At 67.8% G+C, this 20,918-nt stretch carries 22 protein-coding genes; 17 read left to right on the forward strand and 5 right to left on the reverse strand.

Translation table 11 applies throughout. From position 1 onward, the window contains the following. The first annotated feature begins 157 nt into the window (after positions 1-157). Both ABDZ95_RS15110 and glyS read left to right on the forward strand, forming a co-directional pair. A complete protein-coding gene (locus ABDZ95_RS15110) occupies positions 158-1,054 on the forward strand; it encodes a glycine--tRNA ligase subunit alpha (protein WP_343794805.1) in 897 nt (298 codons plus the stop codon). A gap of 157 nt (positions 1,055-1,211) precedes the next feature. Further along, positions 1,212-3,275, forward strand: coding sequence for a glycine--tRNA ligase subunit beta (glyS, locus tag ABDZ95_RS15115; RefSeq protein ID WP_343794806.1), 2,064 nt, complete (start codon positions 1,212-1,214; stop codon positions 3,273-3,275). 15 nt (positions 3,276-3,290) lie between these two features. On the opposite strand, the gene ABDZ95_RS15120 is transcribed toward glyS, so the two are convergent. From ABDZ95_RS15120 to ABDZ95_RS15135, 4 genes are all read right to left on the reverse strand, one after another. Next, positions 3,291-4,196 (reverse strand): cobalamin biosynthesis protein CbiG, encoded by a 906-nt coding sequence (locus tag ABDZ95_RS15120; RefSeq protein ID WP_343794807.1) that lies wholly within the window; start codon positions 4,194-4,196, stop codon positions 3,291-3,293. 83 nt (positions 4,197-4,279) lie between these two features. Next, positions 4,280-4,795 carry a hypothetical protein gene (locus ABDZ95_RS15125; RefSeq protein WP_343794808.1) on the reverse strand — a complete coding sequence of 172 codons (516 nt, stop codon included), beginning with the start codon at positions 4,793-4,795 and terminating at the stop codon, positions 4,280-4,282. 3 nt (positions 4,796-4,798) lie between these two features. Next, positions 4,799-5,596 carry an exodeoxyribonuclease III gene (gene xth, locus ABDZ95_RS15130; protein WP_343794809.1) on the reverse strand — a complete coding sequence of 266 codons (798 nt, stop codon included), beginning with the start codon at positions 5,594-5,596 and terminating at the stop codon, positions 4,799-4,801. A 108-nt stretch (positions 5,597-5,704) separates the two neighbouring features. Continuing rightward, positions 5,705-6,655 (reverse strand): hypothetical protein, encoded by a 951-nt coding sequence (locus tag ABDZ95_RS15135; protein ID WP_343794810.1) that lies wholly within the window; start codon positions 6,653-6,655, stop codon positions 5,705-5,707. A 178-nt stretch (positions 6,656-6,833) separates the two neighbouring features. Between ABDZ95_RS15135 and ABDZ95_RS15140 the strand changes: the two genes are divergently transcribed. The 6 genes from ABDZ95_RS15140 to ABDZ95_RS15165 are packed head-to-tail and all read left to right on the forward strand — an operon-like array spanning position 6,834 to position 11,633. Then, complete coding sequence (locus ABDZ95_RS15140; RefSeq protein WP_343794811.1) at positions 6,834-7,871, forward strand: MBL fold metallo-hydrolase; 1,038 nt, start codon at positions 6,834-6,836, stop codon at positions 7,869-7,871. Then, positions 7,868-8,641: an enoyl-CoA hydratase gene (locus tag ABDZ95_RS15145; protein ID WP_343794812.1), complete on the forward strand. Its 774-nt coding sequence runs from the start codon at positions 7,868-7,870 to the stop codon at positions 8,639-8,641. Before ABDZ95_RS15140 ends, ABDZ95_RS15145 begins: the two co-directional genes overlap by 4 nt. A 34-nt stretch (positions 8,642-8,675) precedes the next feature. Next, positions 8,676-9,155 carry a GNAT family N-acetyltransferase gene (locus ABDZ95_RS15150; RefSeq protein WP_343794813.1) on the forward strand — a complete coding sequence of 160 codons (480 nt, stop codon included), beginning with the start codon at positions 8,676-8,678 and terminating at the stop codon, positions 9,153-9,155. A 41-nt stretch (positions 9,156-9,196) separates the two neighbouring features. Then, positions 9,197-9,760, forward strand: coding sequence for a DUF1285 domain-containing protein (locus ABDZ95_RS15155; RefSeq protein WP_343794814.1), 564 nt, complete (start codon positions 9,197-9,199; stop codon positions 9,758-9,760). After that, on the forward strand, positions 9,757-10,419 hold the full coding sequence (locus ABDZ95_RS15160; protein ID WP_343794815.1) for a CoA pyrophosphatase: 663 nt from the start codon (positions 9,757-9,759) through the stop codon (positions 10,417-10,419). Before ABDZ95_RS15155 ends, ABDZ95_RS15160 begins: the two co-directional genes overlap by 4 nt. Continuing rightward, the gene (locus tag ABDZ95_RS15165) at positions 10,416-11,633 is read left to right on the forward strand and encodes a CCA tRNA nucleotidyltransferase (protein ID WP_343794816.1); all 1,218 of its coding nucleotides are present in this window, start codon (positions 10,416-10,418) and stop codon (positions 11,631-11,633) included. The genes ABDZ95_RS15160 and ABDZ95_RS15165 overlap by 4 nt, the downstream gene beginning before the upstream one ends. Here ABDZ95_RS15165 and ABDZ95_RS15170 read toward each other — a convergent pair. Next, entirely contained in the window at positions 11,614-12,597 is a 984-nt protein-coding gene (locus ABDZ95_RS15170; RefSeq protein ID WP_343794817.1) for an endonuclease/exonuclease/phosphatase family protein, read from the reverse strand. The two genes, ABDZ95_RS15165 and ABDZ95_RS15170, sit on opposite strands and share 20 nt — an antisense overlap. Positions 12,598-12,629: 32 nt before the next feature. Between ABDZ95_RS15170 and ABDZ95_RS15175 the strand changes: the two genes are divergently transcribed. From ABDZ95_RS15175 to ABDZ95_RS15215, 9 genes are all read left to right on the forward strand, one after another. Continuing rightward, the gene (locus ABDZ95_RS15175; protein WP_343794818.1) at positions 12,630-13,109 is read left to right on the forward strand and encodes a DUF4112 domain-containing protein; all 480 of its coding nucleotides are present in this window, start codon (positions 12,630-12,632) and stop codon (positions 13,107-13,109) included. A gap of 139 nt (positions 13,110-13,248) precedes the next feature. Further along, complete coding sequence (locus ABDZ95_RS15180; RefSeq protein WP_343794819.1) at positions 13,249-14,715, forward strand: DUF2793 domain-containing protein; 1,467 nt, start codon at positions 13,249-13,251, stop codon at positions 14,713-14,715. Positions 14,716-14,738: 23 nt separating this feature from the next. Continuing rightward, the gene (locus ABDZ95_RS15185) at positions 14,739-14,879 is read left to right on the forward strand and encodes a hypothetical protein (RefSeq protein ID WP_343794820.1); all 141 of its coding nucleotides are present in this window, start codon (positions 14,739-14,741) and stop codon (positions 14,877-14,879) included. A gap of 5 nt (positions 14,880-14,884) precedes the next feature. Next, on the forward strand, positions 14,885-15,139 hold the full coding sequence (locus ABDZ95_RS15190) for a hypothetical protein (RefSeq protein ID WP_343794821.1): 255 nt from the start codon (positions 14,885-14,887) through the stop codon (positions 15,137-15,139). Further along, complete coding sequence (locus tag ABDZ95_RS15195) at positions 15,136-15,519, forward strand: M15 family metallopeptidase (RefSeq protein WP_343794822.1); 384 nt, start codon at positions 15,136-15,138, stop codon at positions 15,517-15,519. The genes ABDZ95_RS15190 and ABDZ95_RS15195 overlap by 4 nt, the downstream gene beginning before the upstream one ends. A 231-nt stretch (positions 15,520-15,750) precedes the next feature. After that, complete coding sequence (locus ABDZ95_RS15200) at positions 15,751-16,578, forward strand: flagellin (RefSeq protein ID WP_343794823.1); 828 nt, start codon at positions 15,751-15,753, stop codon at positions 16,576-16,578. Between the two features lie 92 nt (positions 16,579-16,670). Beyond that, positions 16,671-16,958 carry a hypothetical protein gene (locus tag ABDZ95_RS15205; RefSeq protein WP_343794824.1) on the forward strand — a complete coding sequence of 96 codons (288 nt, stop codon included), beginning with the start codon at positions 16,671-16,673 and terminating at the stop codon, positions 16,956-16,958. Positions 16,959-17,086: 128 nt separating this feature from the next. Continuing rightward, positions 17,087-17,920 (forward strand): flagellin, encoded by an 834-nt coding sequence (locus tag ABDZ95_RS15210; RefSeq protein WP_343794825.1) that lies wholly within the window; start codon positions 17,087-17,089, stop codon positions 17,918-17,920. A 270-nt stretch (positions 17,921-18,190) separates the two neighbouring features. Further along, positions 18,191-20,914, forward strand: a complete 2,724-nt coding sequence (locus ABDZ95_RS15215; RefSeq protein WP_343794826.1) for an NHL repeat-containing protein — start codon at positions 18,191-18,193, stop codon at positions 20,912-20,914. The last annotated feature ends 4 nt before the right edge of the window (positions 20,915-20,918 follow it).

Here is a 20,918-nt window from a genome sequence, read left to right on the forward strand (position 1 = left end):
CGCATGCCCCTCACCTCTCCGCGTAGCGGGGAGGGGGACCGCCGGCGAAGCCGGGGGTGGAGGGGTCACGCTACGACAACAATCCAACCACGCCGCGCGGGTCTTCCCCGTCGCAGCCTCACCGTCTAGGGTCCGCCGCCTTCTTCCCCGGGATGAAATGCCTGCCGTGACGACCGAACCGCTCGCCTTCCAGGACCTGATCCTGACGCTCCACAAATACTGGGGCGATCAGGGCTGCGCGATCCTCCAGCCGTATGACATCGAGGTCGGCGCCGGCACCCTGCACCCGGCCACCGTGCTGCGCGCGCTGGGTCCGAAGCCGTGGAAGGCCGCCTACGTCCAGCCCAGCCGCCGTCCGGGCGACGGCCGCTATGGTGAGAACCCCAACCGCCTCCAGCACTATTACCAGTATCAAGTTCTGCTGAAGCCGAACCCCGACAACCTTCAGGAGCTGTACCTCGGCTCGCTGGCGGCCATCGGCATCGATCCGAAACTGCACGACATCCGCTTCGTCGAGGACGACTGGGAGAACCCCACCGTCGGCGCCTGGGGGCTGGGCTGGGAGGTCTGGTGCGACGGCATGGAGGTGACGCAGTTCACCTACTTCCAGGGCGTCGGCGGCATCGAGGTCGACGTCGTCTCGGGCGAGCTCACCTACGGGCTGGAGCGTCTGGCCATGTACGTCCAGGGCGTCGACAACGTCTACGATCTGAAGTTCACCAAGGAAGGCACGACCTACGGCGAGGTCTTCCTGGAGAACGAGCGTCAGCAGTCGCAGGCCAATTTCCACGGCTATGACGTGGACGGCCTGAAGCGCCGGTTCGAGGACATGGTGGCCGAGGTTTCGCGTCTGCTGGCCATGACCGGCCCGCAGGGCCAGCCGCTGGTCCTGCCGGCTTACGATCAGGTGCTGAAGGCCTCGCACCTGTTCAACCTGATGGACGCCCGCGGCGCCATCGCCGTCGCCGAGCGCCAGAGCTACATCGGCCGCATCCGCGAACTCTGCAAAGCCTGCGCAACAGCCTACGTCGAGCAGGAGAGGAAGACGGCGTGATCGCTCACTTCCGCTCATCCCCGCGAAGGCGGGGACCCAGTACATGCAGCGATGCGGGCACGACGTTCCGCAACGCATCGGATAGCCCGCGCGCGGATCGTCTGCCGCACTGGCTCCCCGCCTTCGCGGGGATGAACGGAACTTCCTTGGTCGCCTGATGCCCCAACTCCTCCTCGAACTCTTCTCCGAAGAAATCCCCGCCCGCATGCAGCAGGGCGCCGCGCGCGATCTCGAGCGCATGGCCGCCGACCGCCTGAAGGCGGCCGGTCTGACGTATGACGCCCTGACCACCTATGCCGGGCCGCGCCGCCTGACGCTGGTCGTCGACGGCCTGCCCGCCGCCACGCCCGACCGCGAGGAAGAGCTCAAGGGGCCCAAGGCCTCGGCGCCGGAACAGGCGCTGGAAGGCTTCCTGCGCAAGACGGGCCTGACCCGCGACCAGCTGGTCGAGCGCGACGGCGTCCTGTTCGCCGTCATCAGCCAGAAGGGCCAGTCCACCGCCGCCCTGATCCCCGGCATGGTCGACCAGATCGTCCGCACCTTCCCGTGGCCCAAGTCGATGCGCTGGGGTTCGGGCACGCTGCGCTGGGTGCGCCCGCTGAAGCGCATCGTCGCCCTGTTCGACAGCGCTGTGATCCCGTTCGAGATCGACGGCATCCAGAGCGGCGACACCACCGAGGGCCACCGCTTCCTCGGTTCGGGCAAGCCGTTCGCCGTCAGGGATTTCGCCGACTACCGTGCGAAGCTGGAACGCGAGTTCGTCCTGATCGACGTCGCCGACCGCAAACTGCGCATCCTCGAGGCTGCGAAGAAGGCGTGTGATGACATCGGCCTCGCCCTCGTCGACGACGACGGCCTGCTGGACGAGGTCGCCGGCCTCGCCGAATGGCCGACGCCCATCCTCGGCGACATGGACCCGCAGTTCCTCGACCTCCCGCCCGAGGTCGTCCGCCTGTCGATGAAGGTGCACCAGAAGTATTTCGCGGTGCGCGATGTCGCCCATATCGGCCTCGCCCCGCACTTCGTCGTCGTCGCCAACGTCGAGGCTTCGGACGGCGGCAAGGCGCTGGCCGCCGGCAACAGCCGCGTCCTGTCCGCCCGCCTGAACGACGCCCGCTTCTTCTGGGACGAGGACCGGAAGGTCGGCTTCGGTCCGTGGCAGGAAAAGCTGTCGGGCGTCACCTTCCACGCCAAACTCGGCACCCTGGCCGACCGCGTCGACCGCATCGCCGCCCTAGCCCGCGAGATCGCCCCGCTGGTCCGCGCCGATCCGGATCAGGCCGAGAAAGCCGCCCGTCTGGCCAAGGCCGACCTCGCCTCGGGCATGGTCGGCGAGTTCCCCGAGCTGCAGGGCGTCATGGGCGGCTACTACGCCCGCGCCTTTGGCGAGCCCGACGCCATCGCCGACGCCATCCGCGACCACTACAAGCCGCAGGGCCCCGGCGACTCCGTCCCGACCGCCCCGCTGACCGTCGCCGTCTCGCTGGCCGACAAGCTCGACACCCTCGTCGGCTTCTTCGCCATCGACGAGAAGCCGACCGGCTCGAAGGACCCGTTCGCCCTGCGTCGCGCGGCGCTGGGGGTGATCCGGCTGGTGCTGGAGAATGGGGTGCGGATCAGCCTCGCCGAAGGTGCGGTCAGCGCGGCTCTTGCGGCACAGGCCGGCATCCAGCGCGCGGTGGACGAACTCTCAGTGCAAACTGAAGTCCTCGCCTTCTTCGCCGACCGCCTGAAGGTCCTCCTCCGCGACCAAGGCAAGCGCCACGACCTCGTCGACGCCGTTTTCGCCCTCGGCGACGACGACCTCGTCCGCATCGTCCGCCGCGTGGAGGCCCTCGACGCCTTCCTCGCCACCGATGACGGGGCGAACCTGCTGGCGGGCTACAAGCGCGCGTCCAACATCCTCAAGGCCGAGGAGAAGAAGGGCGCGCTGCCGACCGGCATGGTCGAGACCGGCCTGCCGAACCAGCCGGAGGAAGAGACGAAGCTCGCCTTCGCCGCCGCCGCCGCCGCGACGGCCGTCGACGCCGCTCTGGAGACCGAGGACTTCGCCGCCGCCATGACGGCCCTGGCCGCCCTGCGCGCCCCGGTCGACGCCTTCTTCGACAAGGTGATGGTCAACTCGAACGTCCCGGCCGAGCGGGACAACCGCCTGAAACTGCTGGGTCAGGTGCGTGGCGTCATGGGCCGGGTCGCCGACTTCGGCCAGATCGCGGGGTAGGGTGGAAGAGGGGGCTTACGCCCCCAGGATCCAGCCCTCTTCCTGCTCGACCTGCGCCACCAGCGCCTCGTCGGTTCCCTTGGCGGGACCGAAGGCGGTGGCCAGATCGCCGGCCTCATCCATCCTGGCCAGCGCCTCGGCGGTCGCCCGCACCTGGGCCTGGTCCTTGTACTCGCCTTGCTCGGGCGTGACCGGGAACATCGACGGCCACACCTCGACGACGAGGGCCGACAGGGGCTCCACGTCCGCGGCGTCCAGCGCCCGCCAGCCCGTGCCGAACGGCCAGACCGCGCCCGACGGTCCAAGGCTCTCCAGCAGGCGGCGCACGACCGGGATGCCGGTCATCGTCTGCCCGCCCACGGCGCCCGCGCCATGCATCTGCCAGACCGATTTCGGCTGGAGCTTGCCCTTGCGGACCGCCTGCTCGGTGGCCCGGAACTCGGGGATGTCGGCGCCCGCGCCGGCCGGCGGCTTGGTCGTCGTCAGCCAGCGCTGCGCCTGCTTGGCTGGCGCGCCCCAGAACGGCCAGGCCTCGTCGGTCATCAGCCGGTTCATCTTGGCCGCGACCTGATAGCGATTGTTCGTGTTGTCAGCCTTGTCGACCACGTTGGAGGCGAGGAATTTCCACATCGCCGACCACGGGGCGCCGTCGAGCTTCAGCCGCGCGGCCGTGCCGACGGGATAGCCGAAGTTGAAATCGAACCCGACCAGCACCCGGTCGCCGCGCTTGCGGTGTTCCGAGATCAGCTTGCCCAGCAGGGCCTCGCCCTCGGCCCGCGTCGCGACGTTGTGGGTCTCGGTGTACAGGCGGAAGCGCACGTCGCGCTTGGCCACGCCGATCCAGACCGACTGATCGCCCAGCTTCTTGCCCTCGGCGGCGGTCCAGTCAGCGATGATGTAGGCGTCGAACAGGCGGGCCACGGGGGCGCTCCAGAGTTTACTAAAATCAGGAACGGGGCTTCTAGCGCTCCCGCGACGGGGGAGGAACCCCCGCGACCATCCGTCTAGCCCCTGAGCAGGGCTTCAAGATGCGACAGCCAGCGCCGGCCCAGCCTCAGGGCCTCGCCCGGTGAACTGGTCTGCACCGCCTCGGCCGAGTCCCACAGGGCCAGCTCGAACTCGGGATGCCGGGCGTCGTTGAACATCAGCCTCAGCACCACCTGCTCGGCGTCGGGGGCGAGGATGTCCAGCGCCTTGCGCGTTTCGCCGCGGCGGACCCGCGCGACGACATGGCCGTCCACAATCACCTCGCCGCCCTCGATCTCCTCGAAGGCATAGACCAGACCCGATCCGCCCCGGTTCCACAACACGGCGATCTGGGCGCCGTCGAAGTCCAGCCCGGCGGCGCGTCCCTCGGCCGGCGAGATCGCCTCGGCCTCGGCCGGCGCGCCCAGCGACTTCAGCAGGGCGCGCTTCATGCGGCGGACAGGTTCCATCCACCACGCCAGAAGCAACGCTCCGGTGGTCAGCGCCGCCGCGGCCAGCGCCACCAGCAGGATGACCCGGAGCGCCTCGCCCAAGGATCAGTCCTCCAGTTCGACGACCACGGGGACGTGGTCGGAGGGTTTTTCCATGTCCCGCGCGTCGCGATGCGTTTCCACGCCCCGGAAGCGGTCGGCCGCCTGGGGCGACAGCAGATGGAAGTCGATGCGGATGCCGTGGTCGCGCTGCCAGGCGCCGGCCTGATAGTCCCAGAAGGTGAAGGTCCCCGGCGGCTGCTTGCCCAGTTCGCCCGCCTCACTGAGGCCGAGGTAGCGCAGGGCGCGGAAGGCGGCGCGGCTCTCCGGCTGGAACAGGGCGTCGTTGACCCAGGCCTTCGGATCCTTGGCGTCTTCCGGTGTCGGAATGACGTTGTAGTCGCCGCATAGAGTGAAGGCCTCTTCCTGCGCCAGCAGGGCGCGGGCGTGGGCTTCCAGCCGCTCCATCCAGCCCAGCTTGTAGGCAAACTTCGGACTCTCAACCGGATTGCCGTTCGGCAGATACAGGCACCCCACCCGCACCGGGCGCGGACATTCGATCAGCGCCTCGATGTAGCGAGAGTGAACGCCCTCGGCCTCGACGCCGGACTGATCCTCGCCCGGCAGGCCGCGCACGACCTCGGACATCGGATATTTCGAGAGCAGGGCCACGCCGTTGTAGGTCTTCTGGCCGTGGGTCTCGACGTTGTAGCCCAGGCTCTCAAAGGCCTCGCGCGGGAATTTCTCGTCCACGCATTTGATCTCCTGGAAGCCGACGACGTCGGGCTGAGCGGCCTCCAGCCACGCCAGCACGGTGGGCAGGCGGGCGTTGACCGAGTTCACATTCCAGGTGGCGGTACGCATGACGCCCAAGCTAAGGCGCGTCGGGGGCGTCTGTGAAGCGGCGATCTCGCAAACGAAAACGCCCCGGAGTTTCCTCCGGGGCGTTCGTGGTTATGACTGTGGTCAAGCTTACGGACGACCGCCCGTGGCCGGAGCGGCCGGAACCTGCGTCAGGGTGCAGCCGCTGCCGATAACCCGGGCGGCGGAGCTGGCGCAGGCATAGACCTGCTGGGTCACGCCTTCGGCGTTGAGGCGGGCGATGAAGCCTTCGCCTTCGGCGGCGCATTTGGCTTCGTAGAACTCGCCGTTCTCGTTGCCGCCCATCAGGCGGACCTGGGCGACCTGGCAGCTCTCTGCCTCGGTGCCGGCCAGCTTGGTCTGGAAGCTGGTGGCGATCTCTTCCGGCGTCGTGAAGCGGCAGGTGCTGCCTTGCGACGTCACCTTGATGCACGGCGTCAGGGCGAAAGCGCCATCGACCTTCTGCATCCAGTAGCCATCCGCGTTGGCGCAGCCGATTTCATAGACGGTGTCGCTGCCACGTTTGCCCACGGCCTGGGCCTGGTCGATCGTGCAGGCAGCGCCGGCCTGCTGTGCCCATGCGCTGATCACCTGAAGGCCGTTCTGGTTGGCGGGCAGCATGCACTGCATGCCGACGTCGGCCGCAGGATCGGCGGCGCGCGCCGTCGCGGCGGTGCCGGCCAGCTCGATACAGTCGAAGGCTTGCGGAGGCGTCGACGCCATCAGGATGTAGCCCGGCGCGCTGTCGCAGGCGACTTCATAGACGTCGGTCGTGCCGATCCGGCCGGGGTTGACGGCCTCGGTCAGCGAACAGGTGACACCGGCCGCCGTCAGGTGGGTTTGGGCTGCGGCGCGGACCTGCTCCGGGCTGGGAGCGCGGCTGCGACCACGCTCCTGTCGCGTCATGCGGGTGCCACGGGTTTCACCCTCGGCCCGGGCGGCGCCGCTGGCCTGCTGACCCGAGCCCGCATAGGTCACGGCGCTGTTTGCCAGTGCCGGTTGCGACAGCCCGATCGAGACGGCGAAAGCTCCGATCAGACCGATGATCATCTTGTTTTTCACAGGGGTACTCCGGCCCAGATTTGTGTCGGCGCAACCTTGCTCCGGGTCGTGTCGGGGTCAAGGCGGTATCTGATAAACTGGACGCCGACGCGAAGTTCGGGGTATCGATCATCCGTTTCGATTGGAGACGGACTTGGCCGACGGCTCGCCCGCAGATGCGACGTCAACCGAACGCGGATTGACCTACCCCTTCGCCGGTCCGCCGGCGTCCGGAGAAGCCGTGCAGGTCGCGCCGGATATCCTCTGGATGCGGCTGGCCATGCCGATGGCGCTGGACCACATCAATGTCTACGCGGTGCGGGACGGTGACGGCTGGGCGCTGATCGACACCGGCCTCGGCATTCCATCCAGCAAGGAAGAGTGGGAAGCCCTGCTGGCCGGCCCGCTTGAGGGACGGGCGATCACGCAGCTGATCTGCACCCACATGCACCCGGATCACATCGGCCTGGCCGGCTGGCTGTGCGAGCGCTTCGACGCGCCGCTGCTGATGACCCGGCTCGAGTACGTCATGGCGCGGATGCTGCTGGCGGACACCGGCCAGCCGGCGCCGGAGAGCGGAGCCCGCTTCTATCGCGCCGCCGGCTGGGACGAGGAGCAGATCGCGAAGTACCGCCGCGAGTTCGGCCAGTTCGGCAAGGCGGTGTCGCCCCTCCCAGCCTCCTATCGCCGCATCCGTGACGGGGATCGTATCGACATCGGCGGACAGGGCTGGCGGGTGGTGGTTGGTGAAGGCCATAGCCCCGAACATGCGTGTCTCTGGCGCGAGGCCGATAGTGTGGTGCTGGGCGGCGACCAGATCCTGCCGCGCATCTCGTCCAATGTGTCGGTCTGGCCGACCGAGGCGGACGCCGATCCTCTGGGCGACTGGCTGGTCTCGCTCGAGCGGATGAAGGCCACCCTGCCGGAAGACGCTCTGGTCCTGCCGTCGCACGGCGCGCCGTTCCGGGGCGTCTGGAGCCGGCTCGACGCCCTGATCCGCGGCCACAATGTTTCGCTGAAGCGTCTGGAACGGTCACTGGCGACGCCGAAGCGGGCCGTGGACGTCTTCGGCTGCCTGTTCGCTCGGCCCGTCGGAGATGGCGTGCGCGGCATGGCCACGGGCGAGAGCATTGCCCACCTGAACTACCTATTCCGTCAGGGGCGGGCGACACGCACCCGCGACGCCGACGGCGTCGACTGGTGGAGTGCAACGAGTACTGGGGAGGAGGCGGCATGACCGACCACATCAAGACCGAACTGGCCGGCGGCGTCCTGACCGTCACCCTGGCGCGGGCGGACAAGAAGAACGCCATCACCCAGGCCATGTACGCGGCGCTGGCCGAGGCGGCAGAGCGCGCCCGGACCGACGACACGGTGCGGGTGCTGGTCTTCACCGGCGAGGGCGACAGCTTCTCGGCCGGAAACGACATCGCCGACTTCATCGCCATCGGCTCGCAGACGGGAAATCCGTCCGATATGGCGGTCTTCCGCTTCCTCAAGGCCATGGCCGATCTGGACAAACCCGCGGTGGCGGCGGTGCGCGGCCGGGCGGTCGGCATCGGCCTGACGCTGCTGCTCCACTGCGACATGGTCGTTGTGGCCGAGGACGCTCTGCTGTCGGCGCCCTTCATCAATCTGGCCCTGGCGCCCGAGGCGGCCTCGTCCCTGCTGCTGCCAAGCGTGCTGGGCCATCAGCGGGCGTTCGAGATCTTCGCGCTTGGCGAGCCGATCGACGGACGCACCGCCGTCGCCTGGGGCCTCGCCAACCGCGCCGTGGCGGCCGATCAGGTCGAGACGACCGCGCAGGAACTGGCCGGCAAGCTGGCCGCCCGCGCGCCGAACTCGCTCCGCAAGACCAAGCGTCTGATGCGCGATGCCGAGGCCCTCTGGACCCTGATGCAGCGCGAGGGCGAGGCCTTCGGCAGCCAGATGAAGAGCCCCGAAGCGATGGAGGCCTTCATGGCCTTTACCCAGAAACGCGCGCCGGACTTCTCGAAAGCCGGTTGATTCCCGGCGGCGTGCGCCTTAGGTGCGCGCCGCAATGACCGACGTCGCCGTCCAGACCCTGCCCGTCAGGCCCGAAGCCCTCGCCGACATCCCGGCGATTGAGGCGCTGATCATGCGCGCCTTTGGCCCGGGCCGGTTCGCCAAGACCGCAGAACGCCTGCGCGAGGGCGGGACCATCGCCGCCGGCTTCATCGTGCGCGACGAGGACGGCCGCCTGATCGGGTCGGTGCGTCTGTGGGCGATCACTGTCGGTGATCAGCCCGCCCTGTTCCTTGGCCCCATCGCCGTCGATGCGGACAGCCGCAAGGGTGGGCTGGGCGCCGAGCTCGTTCAGGCTTGTATCGACCATGCGGCGCAGGCCGGCGTTGGGGTGCTGCTGGTCGGCGATCCGCCCTACTTCAACCGCTTCGGCTTCGTGGCCGCGCCGGATGCCGCTCTGCCGGGGCCGGTGGATCAGCGCCGGGTGCTGTGGCGCGGGCCCGGCGCCCCCTCAGGTCCGGTCGAGATCGCCTGAGCGGGTTTGCACGCGCGGGCGTAGCGCCTAAGTCTGGACCCATGTCCGCCCCCGCCGACAGCAACAGAGGACTGGCCGCCGTCGCGGAAGCAGCGAAGCCTGCGGGCCGCGTCCTGCCGCCCGTCCATCTCTGGCATCCCGAGCATTGCGGCGAGATCGACATCCTGATCCGCGCCGACGGCGTCTGGATGCACGAGGGCTCGCCGATCGGCCGGCCCGAGCTGGTGCGCCTGTTCTCGACCGTGCTGCGGAAGGATCCGGACGGCTATTGCCTCGTCACGCCTGTCGAGAAGCTGTCGATCAAGGTCGATGACCTGCCGTTCCGCGCCGTGACGGCCGAGCGCCGCGGCGAAGCCTGGGCCTTCACGACCGATGTCGGCGACACGGTCGAAGCGGGTGAGGACCATCCGCTGATCGTCGAGACCGACCCGGCGACCGGAGAGCCCGCGCCGCGCATTCACATTCGCGCCGACCTCTGGGCCCGTGTGGCGCGCTCCGTCTTCTACGAACTGGTCGAGGCGGCGACAGTCGAGCGGGATCGTCTGACCATCCGCTCGGGCGGCGTGCCGTTCCCGCTGGGGCCGGCCGGAGCGGGCGTCGCATGAGCCTGTCGACGCTGAGAGAGCGGCTGATCGAGCGTCTCGCGCCGGTCGAGGCCTGGGCGCCCGAGCTGGGGGCCGCGCGTTCGGACTTCGACCTGAACCCGGACGCGCCGCGGGCGGGCAAGACCCTGCGTCCCGCCGCCGTCCTCGTGCCGATCATCGCGCGGCCGGATGGGGCGACCGTGCTCCTGACGCGGCGCTCCGACAACCTCGCCAGCCACACGGGTCAGATCGCCTTCCCCGGCGGCCGTCTGGATCCCGGCGAGACCGCGGTCATGGCCGCCTTGCGCGAGGCAAACGAGGAGGTGGCGCTGGATCCCGGAGTCGTCGAGGTGCTGGGCTTGGGCGATCCCTATGAGACCGGCACCGGCTTTCTGGTCACGCCCGTCATCGGCTGGCTGGCGGAGCCGCCCAAGGTCACCCCGTCACCCGCCGAGGTGGCCGAGGTGTTCGAGGCGCCCTGGGACTTTCTGATGGACCCGGCCAACCATCGCCGGGATTCCTACCAGCTCGAGGGTCAGCCCCTGCGCTGGTTCTGGGCCATGCCGTATCGCGAGCGATACATCTGGGGCGCGACGGCCGGGATCGTCCGGGCCTTGCGCGACCGCCTCTACGGCGATGAAGCCAGCCCCCTGCACGCCGCCGGTGAGGACGCGGCGTGACCCGACTGACGGATCAGGCCTGGTTGAACGACCCTGCCACTCGCGCGGTCGTCGCGGCCCTTGAGGCGGCAGGCGGGCCCGGCTGTTCGCGTTTCGTCGGCGGCTGCGTCCGCAATGCTTTGATGGGGCGGCCGATCGACGATATCGACATCGCCACGACGCTGAAGCCCGAGCAAACTGAAAAGGCCATCCGTGTCGCGGGACTGAAGGCTGTGCCCACCGGCATCGCCCACGGCACGGTGACGGCCGTCGCCGATCGAAAGCCGTTCGAGATCACCACGCTCCGGCGCGACGTCACGACGGATGGCCGCAACGCCACGGTCGCCTTCACCGATGACTGGGCCGAGGACGCCGCGCGTCGCGATTTCCGCCTGAACGCCCTTTACGCCGACGCGAAAGGTCAGGTGTTTGATCCGACGGGACAGGGCGTGGAAGACGCCGCCGCAGGGCGCATCGTCTTCGTCGGCGATCCGGCCACCCGCATTCGTGAGGACTATCTGCGCATCCTGCGGTTTTTCCGTTTCTTCGCTTGGTACGGTCGCGGCGAGATGGATGCGGCTGGACTGGAGGCTTGCCGCGAGCTGGCGTCTGGCATGACTCGTCTATCGGCCGAACGGGTCTCGAAGGAGCTGATGAAGCTGCTGGCTGCTGACGACCCACGTCCGGCCGTTCGCGCCATGGCGGACACCGGTGTGCTGGCACAGGTCCTCCCCGATGCCGATGATCTCGCCCTGTTCGAGGCCGTCGTCACCCGAATGGACGATCCGGTCGAACGCCTCGGGGCTCTGCTTCCGCTGGACGCCAATCTCCTTCGCAGGGTCACGGAAGGTCTGCGACTGCCTAACGCGACGCGGGATCGTCTGACCGACATGGCGCAGGCCGCGGCCGATGTGGACCTGAATTTGACCGACCATGCCCTGCGTGTCGCGGTTTATCGCCATGGCCGACGGGCCGTGAGGGAGCTCCTGACCCGGCGCTCGGGAGAGACCCCGTCACGTTCAGGCGATGGCGACCGCCTGCGGGCTCTGGCCGCGACCTGGGACGCTCCCGTCATGCCGGTTGGCGGCAAGGACATCGTTGGGTTGGGCGTGCCGCCCGGTCCTGAGACCGGCCGTATCCTGAAGGCCTTCGAGGCGGGCTGGATCGCGGACGACTTTCCGGTCGAGGGCCACGCTGACCGGCTTGCGGCTCTGATCACTCCGCCGCGAGGGTGAACTCGGTCACGACAGGCAGGTGGTCCGAGCCGTTGGTCTGTCCGAGCTTGCGGCTGAGCAGGGCCAGATCGGGGGAGCGCCACACCTGATCGATGGTGATGCCCAGGATCGGCGGCAGGGCGGTCGGCCAAGTGCCTGTGACGCCGGGCGCGGGGATCAGACCCATGTCCGACTTCACCTGCCGCCCGATGCGTGCGCTGGACACGCTGTTGAAGTCACCGGCGATGATCACCGGTCCAGCCAATGTCTTGCGGATATCGGTCAGGGCCATCGTCTGGCTGATCTGGCCCCACTGGTACTGATAGGGCCACGGGCGGGTGAGGTGCGCGCCGATCAGGTTCAGATGGCCCAGCGGAGAGTCCGCGACTGCGCCGACCGAATGCAGCCCATCCGGCGGATCGGGCAGTGCGCGCAGGGGATAGCGCGAGGCTATGACCGAGCGAGACGGCCCCCGCGTCACGTCCAGCCGCAGTGAGGCGACGCGATGCGGATAACCTTCGAGGATGGCGTCGGCCTGGCGGGTCGCTTCCTCGCCAAGTTCGATGAGGATCACAATGTCGGCGTCCGCCGTCTCAAGGGAGGACCGGATCGCAGCCACATCGTCGTTCAGATAGTAGAGATTGGCCGAATAAACCCGGACGACGGGCGCCCCTTCGCGCGGCTCTCCCTGATCCGGAAACCACTGAGGCCAGACTGCGATCAGCAGCAGCGCGGTCATCGCTGCCGAGGCGATCGCCCAGCCGCGCTGGCGAATGATCGCGAAACCAAAGGTCAGCAGCACGGCCGGCAGGACCGCCGGGCCCGTGAACTGGGCGAGGATGTCGACCCACCGGTGCCCGATCCCGCTCAGCGCTGCGAACGCCAGCGGCAGGGGCGCGCAGACGGCCGCCAGTGCGGCGAGGTGGAAGGCCCACCTTGCCAGAGTTCGCAGCAGGGAGTGTTCTTGGTGAACGCCGGTCGTCATGGCGCGTTTACGGTCTCGCTTTGGAGGGATGTATGGCCAGACGGACCATCCGCGATATCGAGAAAATCTGGTCCAATGTCGAGGGCGTCAAAAAGCTCTCGGACCGGGCCGTCGGCATTGGCCCCTTCGGTATCGGCATGGACGGTCTGCTGACCTGGGTGCCGGTGGTGGGCACGGCCTATACGCTCGGCGCCGCCGGCTGGCTGTTGTTTCAGGCCAACCGGGCGAAGGCCTCGCCGGGGACAGTGCTGCAGATGATGGTCTGGCTGGGCCTCGACAGCGTCACGACCGCCGTGGGCGAAGTGCCCTTCCTCGATTTCATTCCCAGCATCGCAGACGTCCTGTTCCCCGGCCACCTTCTGGCGGCCAAGGCGCTGCAGCGGGACATCGAAAGCACGCATTGGGTGGAGGATAACGAGAAGACGGCCAGGGCGTCCGGTTCTCATGACGGCCATGTCCAGACCATGCGCGCGGATCCGAAACTGCGCCGGGTCGTCTATCTGCACGATTAGTATTTTCCGATTGTCAGCCATCCCCCGGGAGCCAGGTCACTGAAAGGCTTGATCTTCGTGTCGGGGGTAGCGTTATGAGGCGTCCTGACCTGGAGCCGCCTGCAGTCTGATCGCCGATTTCAACATCGGAGACAGACGGATGAGCGACGAACACTCCGCGAGACTGAAGCTGCCCTATCTGGTCGCAGCCCAGATGCAGAAGCATGTCACGCTGAACGAGACCCTGACGCGGCTGGACACCTTGGTTCAGACCAGCGTCGTCAGCCGAACCCTCGCCAGCGAACCGGGCGATCCGGCGGACGGGGACATCTACATCCTCCCTGCCGGGGCGACAGGCGAAAGCTGGGATGTCATGCCTGACGGTGCACTGGTCCGGTTCGAAGCCGGCGCCTGGACCGCATCACCCGTTGTGGAAGGCATGCTGGCTCTCGTCAGCGAAGAAGCCCAGTTCATTGTCCGGCACAATGAAGGCTGGGTCGGTCTGGGCGAGACCCTCTCGGCTCTCGACGGGCTGGAGCGACTTGGCATTGGAACAGACGCCGACGCTGGCAATCCCTTTACCGCGAAACTGAACACGGCTCTCTGGACCGCCCTTGAGACCAGTTCCGGTGGAACGGGTGATCTCAGGTTGACACTGAACAAGGAAACCGCAGGAGACGTGCTGTCCCTGCTGTTCCAGTCCGGCTGGGGCGGTCGGGCCGAGCTCGGGCTGGTCGGTGACGATGACCTCGTCCTCAAGGTCAGCCCCGACGGCGGCGTCTGGCGCGAGGCGCTGCGCGTGGACAGCGAAACCGGCCGCGTCCGGTTCGATCTTGGCGCAATTCGCAGCGAGACGGTTCGTCTGACCGAGAACGCTTCGTGGACGCCTCCCCCGTGGGCTCGCATCGTCGAGGCTGTCGCGGTGGGCGGCGGCGGGGGTGGCGGGTGCGGCGCTGAAGGGGCTTCCGGAGACCGCTTGGGCGGAGGCGGTGGCGCTGGAGGGGCCGTGGCGTCGGGGCGATGGTCTGCGGACCGGCTCTCCGGCGGTCTGACGGTTGTGGTGGGCGAGGCTGGAGCCGGCGGCGTCTCCGGCGGAGGCGAAGACGGCGGTGACAGCCTGATCCGGCTTGGCGCGACCGCGATCCTGACAGCGTTTGGCGGAGAGGGCGGGCGTGCCGGGGCGGCGGGCGGGACGGGCGGCAGCCGTTCGCTGGTCAACAATGGCGGGGGCGGCTCGAGCGTGAGCGCTACCGCCGGATCCGGCGATGGGCTTCACCGACCCGAAGCGCCGGGCGCAGGTGGCGCGGGAGGTGGCCTTTCGACGGCAGGTGTCGCGTGCGCCGGCGGCCCGGGCGGCGAGGGTGGTGCGCTGACGATCGTCGCGACCGCCGGGATCGGTGGAGTCGACGGCGGCGGCTGGGGCGGGTGGGATGCCCCGATCCCTGATCTCCACTGGTCCGGCGGAGGTGGCGGCGGGGGTGGCGCTTCGGCGTCGTCGAGTGGCCACCCCGGCGGGCCGGCCGGGCGCTGGGGCGCGGGCGGAGGCGGCGGTGGAGCGGGCGTCTCCTCGGGCGGGCAGGGCGGGGCCGGCGCGCCGGGCGTCGTCTGGCTGACGGCGATCGGGTGAGCGCCATGATCAGAGCCCGCAAAATGATCGAATTGATCGAAATGATCGACACCGAAATCTTCGACACGCCCGTTCGCCTGTCGACCGGAGACCTGTTCGTCGAGTGCGGTGAAGGCTGGCGTCGTCGCGACGAAGCCTTCGTCGACCGGGAGGCAGAGCAATGAGCGCCTTGCCCGGTGACAATGGACTGGCCGAGGGGCGCTGGCTCTGGCGACGCCTCTATGTCTTCGCCAACAGCGCCTTGGCCTGGCTTGTGCTCGACGGGGTCATCGCCGCCGCGCCTGCGGCCGCAGGACCCGGCTTGGCGCGTGACCTGATGGGGCTGCTGGGCCTGCTCGGGGTGCTCTATCTCGTCGCGCCGACTGCTCAGCAACTGCTAGCCGGATTGCCGGGGCTGCGTTCTGGCCATGGAGAGCGGCCATGAGTTTCGGTCTCTCCAAGCGGTCGATGGACCGGCTGCAGGGCGTCCATCCACGCCTCGTCGCGGTGGTCAGGGAGGCCTCGGCCCTCACTCCGGTGGACTTCATGATCACCGAAGGCGTGCGAACCAGGGCGCGACAGGCGGCTCTGGTCCGCGCCGGGGCAAGCAGGACGATGGCTTCACGGCACCTGACCGGGCACGCGGTCGATGTGGCGGCGCTGGTCGACGGGCAGGTTCGCTGGGACTGGCCGCTCTATCCGCGCATCGCGGCCGCCTTCAAGGCGGCCGCCGCTCGTCAGGGCACGGCGATCGTCTGGGGCGGGGACTGGAGCACGCTGCGGGACGGTCCCCATTTCGAGCTGGACCGTAAGGCCTTCCCTTGAAAGCGGCGCAGACTGGCAGCTTCTGCCGGGTACCCGGTCGTTCTTGCCGGGCGCCCGGCAGATGTTGCCGGGCTCGGGACGTCCTTAACAGGAACTAACGTAGCAAATTCAAGGACCGGCCGCGTGGCATGGTGGATTCGCGACTGGTCCCGTCCTTGCTGCACAGGGTTCGAGCAAAATGCTCCCGGCAGCCAAAACGGCGTCGGATACCTTGAAAGAAGGACTATCGTCATGGCGCTGAACAGCGTTAACACGAACGTGGGCGCAATGGTCGCCCTGCAGAACCTGCAATCCACCAACTCCGAACTCGCTACCGTCCAAAGCCGCATCAACACCGGCAAAAAGGTCAATTCGGCCAAGGACAACGGCGCCATCTGGGCTATCGCCCAAGGTCAGCGCGCCGAAATGGGTGCCCTGAACGCCGTCAAGGACAGCCTGAACCGCGGTCAATCGGCCGTGGACGTCGGCATCGCCGCCGGTGAAACCGTTTCCGACCTGCTCACGCAGATGAAGGAAAAGGCCCTGGCTGCCACCGACACCAGCCTGAGCACCTCGGCCCGTTCGGCGCTGAACGAAGACTTCGTGGCCCTGCGCAAGCAGATCGCCTCGACGGTCTCGAACGCCAGCTTCAACGGCGTGTCGCTGCTCTCGGGCACTGACGGCTTCAAGGCTCTGGCCAACGCCGGCGGCACCTCGACGATCGATATCGGCGTCGAAGACATGTCGCTGTCGGGCAGCATCGTGACCCTGGCTGCCGACGAAAAGATCGACACTGTTACGGCTGCCACCGACGCGCTGGCACTGGTCGACTCCTCGATCGCCAACGTTTCGGCTTCGCTGGCGCGTCTCGGCACCGGTTCGAAGGCCCTGGGCACGCACGCGAACTTCGTGGGCAAGCTGCAGGACACCATCGAGTCCGGTATCGGCAACCTGGTCGATGCCGACCTGGCCAAGGAAAGCGCCCGACTGCAGGCGCTGCAAACCAAGCAACAGCTCGGTGTGCAGGCTCTGTCGATCGCCAACTCCTCGACCTCCATCCTGCTCGGACTGTTCCGCTAAGGATCACACCGGAAGGGCGGGGCCCCAAGCCCCGCCCGACCCGGGTCCGCGCCCTCTGAGGGAGCCGGCGTCTGAAGCCGTCGGCAGGAGACATGCAAAATCATGCTGCAATCACCCCAGTAAATGCGTCCCCCGTCCAGCCCGTCACCGGCGCCGCCTCGACGGGCGGCTTTCGCGATTCCAGAGCGCAGAAGGACGCCGACGCCGCCGCCCGCTATCGACTGGTGATCGAGGAAGGCCCTTCGGCCGGGTCGTTCATCTACAAGACGATGGACCGGGTCACCGGCGAAGTTGTCCGCCAACTGCCCCGTGAGCAGGTCGTCGATCTGATGCGGGACAATGCCTACCACTCGGGTTCGGTGATCGACACCTCCGCCTGAGAAACGCAGAGACCGTCTTGGCGCCGCGCAGGAGCGATCCGCGCGGTTAATCGCAGTGGTTAGCGGGCGTTAACCATGTGTGCACACTCCCACCCTAGCTTGACCCAAACCTTGAAGGGTCGAGTCGGATGACGAACAGCGTCCATACCAATGCCGCCGCCGCGATCGCGCTGCAGAACCTGTCGAACACAAACAGCCGTCTGGGCGATGTCCAGAACCGGATCTCGACGGGCCTGAAAGTGCAGGGCGCCAAGGACAACGCCGCGATCTGGGCCATCGCCCAGAACCAGCGCGCGGACGTCGGAGCGCTCAGCGCGGTCAAGCAGAGCCTCGATCGCGCGACCTCGATCGCCGACGTCGCCCTCTCGGCCGGTGAATCGATCTCGGACCTGCTGAACCAACTCAAGGAAAAGGTCACCGCGGCCAACGATCCGTCGCTGAAGACGCAGTCGCGCGAACTGCTCGATGCCGACTTCAAGGCCCTTCTGAAGGCGATCCAGTCGGCGGTCGATAACGCCACCTTCGACGGCGGCAACATCCTGAACGGTTCTCTGACCAACGGAATCAAATTCCTCGCCAACGCCGACGCCAGCGCCTTTGTGACGCTGACGTCGAAGGATCTGTCCCTGAGCGGCTCGATCATCGAGCTGAGCCTGAGCGACTCCCTGCTGACCGTCTCGGGCGCTACTGCCGCCCTGACCAAGCTCGACGACTCGATTGGCCAGTTGAACGCCGCGCTCGGAGAGATCGGCTCACAGGGCAAGCAGATCGCCGCGCACAGGACGTTTGTCGGGAAGCTGGTCGATACCCTCGAGTCCGGGATCGGCAATCTGGTCGACGCCGATCTTGCCAAGGAAAGCGCGCGCCTGCAGGCCCTGCAGGTTCAGCAGCAGCTCGGGGCGCAAGCGCTTTCTATCGCCAACCAGGCGCCTCAGATCATCCTGTCCCTCTTCCGCGGCTAAGTCGCGGAAGTCAGGCGAGGCGGCGGTCGTTGACGCGGCCGATGCTGACCGGAGCAGGGCGGCGTCGTTGGGCGCGTGGGCCCAGTCCATAGAGGGAAAGAAGGGAATTCAACGCGTTCGACAAGGCGCTCATGCGGGTGTCCTCCACATCCAGCGGGCCGTAAACGGGCTCTGTCGATCATTGTTCCCTGAGTCGCGGCTTGAGTCTTTTGTTGTGGCGTTAAGGGGCTCGTTACCGCGCTGCCGCTAGGCTGAACGACGGAGAGCGCCGTGATAAACAACAGCTATCTTCTCGGATTGTTTGGAGGCAGCGCCAACTCGTCGCTGCCGATGACGACGGCTGCCTCCCTGTCCCGGGCGAAAGCCCAGCCGACGCCACCTTGGTCGACCACGGTCAAGGCCCCCGAACAAAGCGCCTTGCTGCGGGCAGCTCTCGGTGGCCGGTCCATCATCAACGAAGACAACGCCCAGCTGGATGTGCAGGGCGCGTCGCAGGACTACCGCAAGCTTTTCGCCCTGTATCAGGGTCTCGACACCCTCAATGCCCTGACCAACCGCGCAGGAACCAAGGGAGTCAGCGCGCTTGAGCTGACCCAACTGGACCGTCGCTTTGCGGCCGGCATGACGGAGCTCTCCAGGTGGATGGGCGCGGCGGACTTCGACGCCATCCGCATGGTTCAGGGTGTCTCGTCCACAACCACCAAGTCCACGGCCGCCGTGGCGCGCGATAGTGCGATCTCGATCACGGGGCCGATCCACGAGGGCTCGCCGGAGGCTCTCAGTCCTGCGTTCGAGGGCGATGTCGCGTTCCGGATCTCGGCGAAGAAAAGCAACAACACGACGACCGATGTCGACATCGATCTGAGCGAAATGGGCACGACGCCCAGGACGCTGAACAACGTCCTGAAGCACATCAACGACAAGCTGGAAGAGGCTGGCCTTCAGACCCGTATCGGTCGGGAGCTGGTCAAGCCAGAGCCCAAGACGGTCACGGTCGGCGGCAAGCCGGTAACCCTCCCTTCAGGGCCGGACCAATTCGCACTGGCCATCCGCGGGACCTCGACGGAAAAGATCACCTTCACGCCCGCGGAAGCGGCGGATGCGGTCTATGTGGTCCAGAACTCCGGAACCGCGGGCGGCCTGCAGATGCTCAAGTTCCAGAGCGACACCGGCGGCAGCGCGTCCGCACCGACCGGTGGCGGCGTCGGGGAAACCCAATGGGTCGATGGGCGGCTGTCCCAGACCGCGCTGCCTGAGGGCATCGAGACGGTGCGGGCCAGCGCGACCGCTCCTGACGGCTCGGTCTGGCTGGTGGCCGACCTGAAGGCGGGCGCCGGAAACCAGCCGATCAAGGGGCAGAAGGACGTCGCGCTGATCAAGCTGGACTCCGCCGGCCGGGTCGTGACGACCCAGGCCTTGGGAGCAGCCTCCACCGCCAGCGGATATGCGATCGCGATCGATGGCAACGGACGTGTGGCGGTCGCGGGGTCGGTGACCGGCGCGCTCGAGGCGGGAAAGGCCGGTGACGTCGCCAACGTCGCCGACAGCTTCGTCACCGTGTTCGACGCCGAGGGGCATGAAGTCTGGACGCAGAGGCGCGGGGCGCGGGCCGCGGATGAAGCGACGTCGGTGAGCTTCGGGCCGGACGGCACGGTCTATGTCGCCGGTCGGGCCCAGTCGGCAATGACCGGCGCAGTCGGCGTCGGCGGGTGGGACGGCTATGTCCAGGCGTTCAAGGAAACCCGCCTCCACGAGGTCGCGCCGATCGTCGCGAAGCCCGTTGGGGTCGCCCAGTTCGGTACGGCCGGTACGGACCGCGTCGATGCGACGGCGATCGACGGCAACAATCTCTATACCGCCGGGGTCGAGGACGGGCGGATCGTGCTGCGCAGGTTCGACCTGGACGCCGAAGGGCGGCCGGTCCTGTCCGCAACGCGGGATCTGGGGAACGCCAGCGGCGAGATCGCCGGCCTCTCGGTGTCCAATGGCAAGGTGATTGTCAGCGGCACGACCCGGAACGACGCTCTGGACGTCGGAACCGTGACCACCGCACACCATGGCGGCAAGGACGCCTTCGTGGCCGTGCTCGGGACGGATCTGGCCGCTTCGGCGGACGACCGCCTGACCTATATCGGCGGCTCGGGCGATGACACGGCGGCCGATGTGAAGGTTCACGACGGCAAGGTCTGGGTGACAGGTGTCGCTGATCGTCCCGAGGATGCAAAGGCGACCGACCCGACGCGGGCCTATCTGAGCCGAATCGATCCGATGACCGGCGCGGTGGAATGGACCCGGAGCTGGGATGGCGACGGCAACCAAGCCAATGCGCTGACCCTGACCGTGGCCTCCGGTGGAGCCAGCGTGCTGGATCGTCTGGGGCTGCCCCAAGGCGAGATCGACCAGAGCCAGTCCAAGACCCTGACCAATGCTACGTCCCTCCGGGTCGGCGATCGCTTCTACATCTCGCCGGCTGACGGCGGTCGGTCCGTGGCGGTGACGATCGAGGCGCGCGATACGCTGCAGACCCTGGCGCGCAAGATCGAGCAGGCCTCGAACATGAAGCTGAAGGTGACGGTCGCGTCGGAAAGCGCCAAGTCCGAGCCCGGCGATCTTGCGGGCGCGCTGCATGCCGGCTTCCAGCGACTGTCGATCGTGGCCCGCGACGGCGTGACCGGGGCGGTCCTGTCGGCCGGCGAAACGGGGCGCGACGCCTTGACGGGCCTGGGGCTGTCGGCGGGCTATATCGGCCAGACGAAGGGCGAGAAGATCACCCAGACCTTCGGGCTTGGCCTTCCCTCTTCGCTGAACCTTTCGAATCCTGATGCGGTCAAGGCGGCGGGGGAGAAGCTGCAGGCGGCGATGAAGGCCGTGCGCGACGCCTACCGCGCCCTCGCGCCCCAGTCGTCGACGCCGCAGATTACCGGCCAGGCTCCGGCTTATCTTCAGGCTCAGCTGGCCAACTACCAGGCGGCTCTGGCGCGACTGACCGGATAGGTTT

Source organism: Brevundimonas kwangchunensis (assembly GCF_039523815.1).
GTDB lineage: Bacteria > Pseudomonadota > Alphaproteobacteria > Caulobacterales > Caulobacteraceae > Brevundimonas > Brevundimonas kwangchunensis.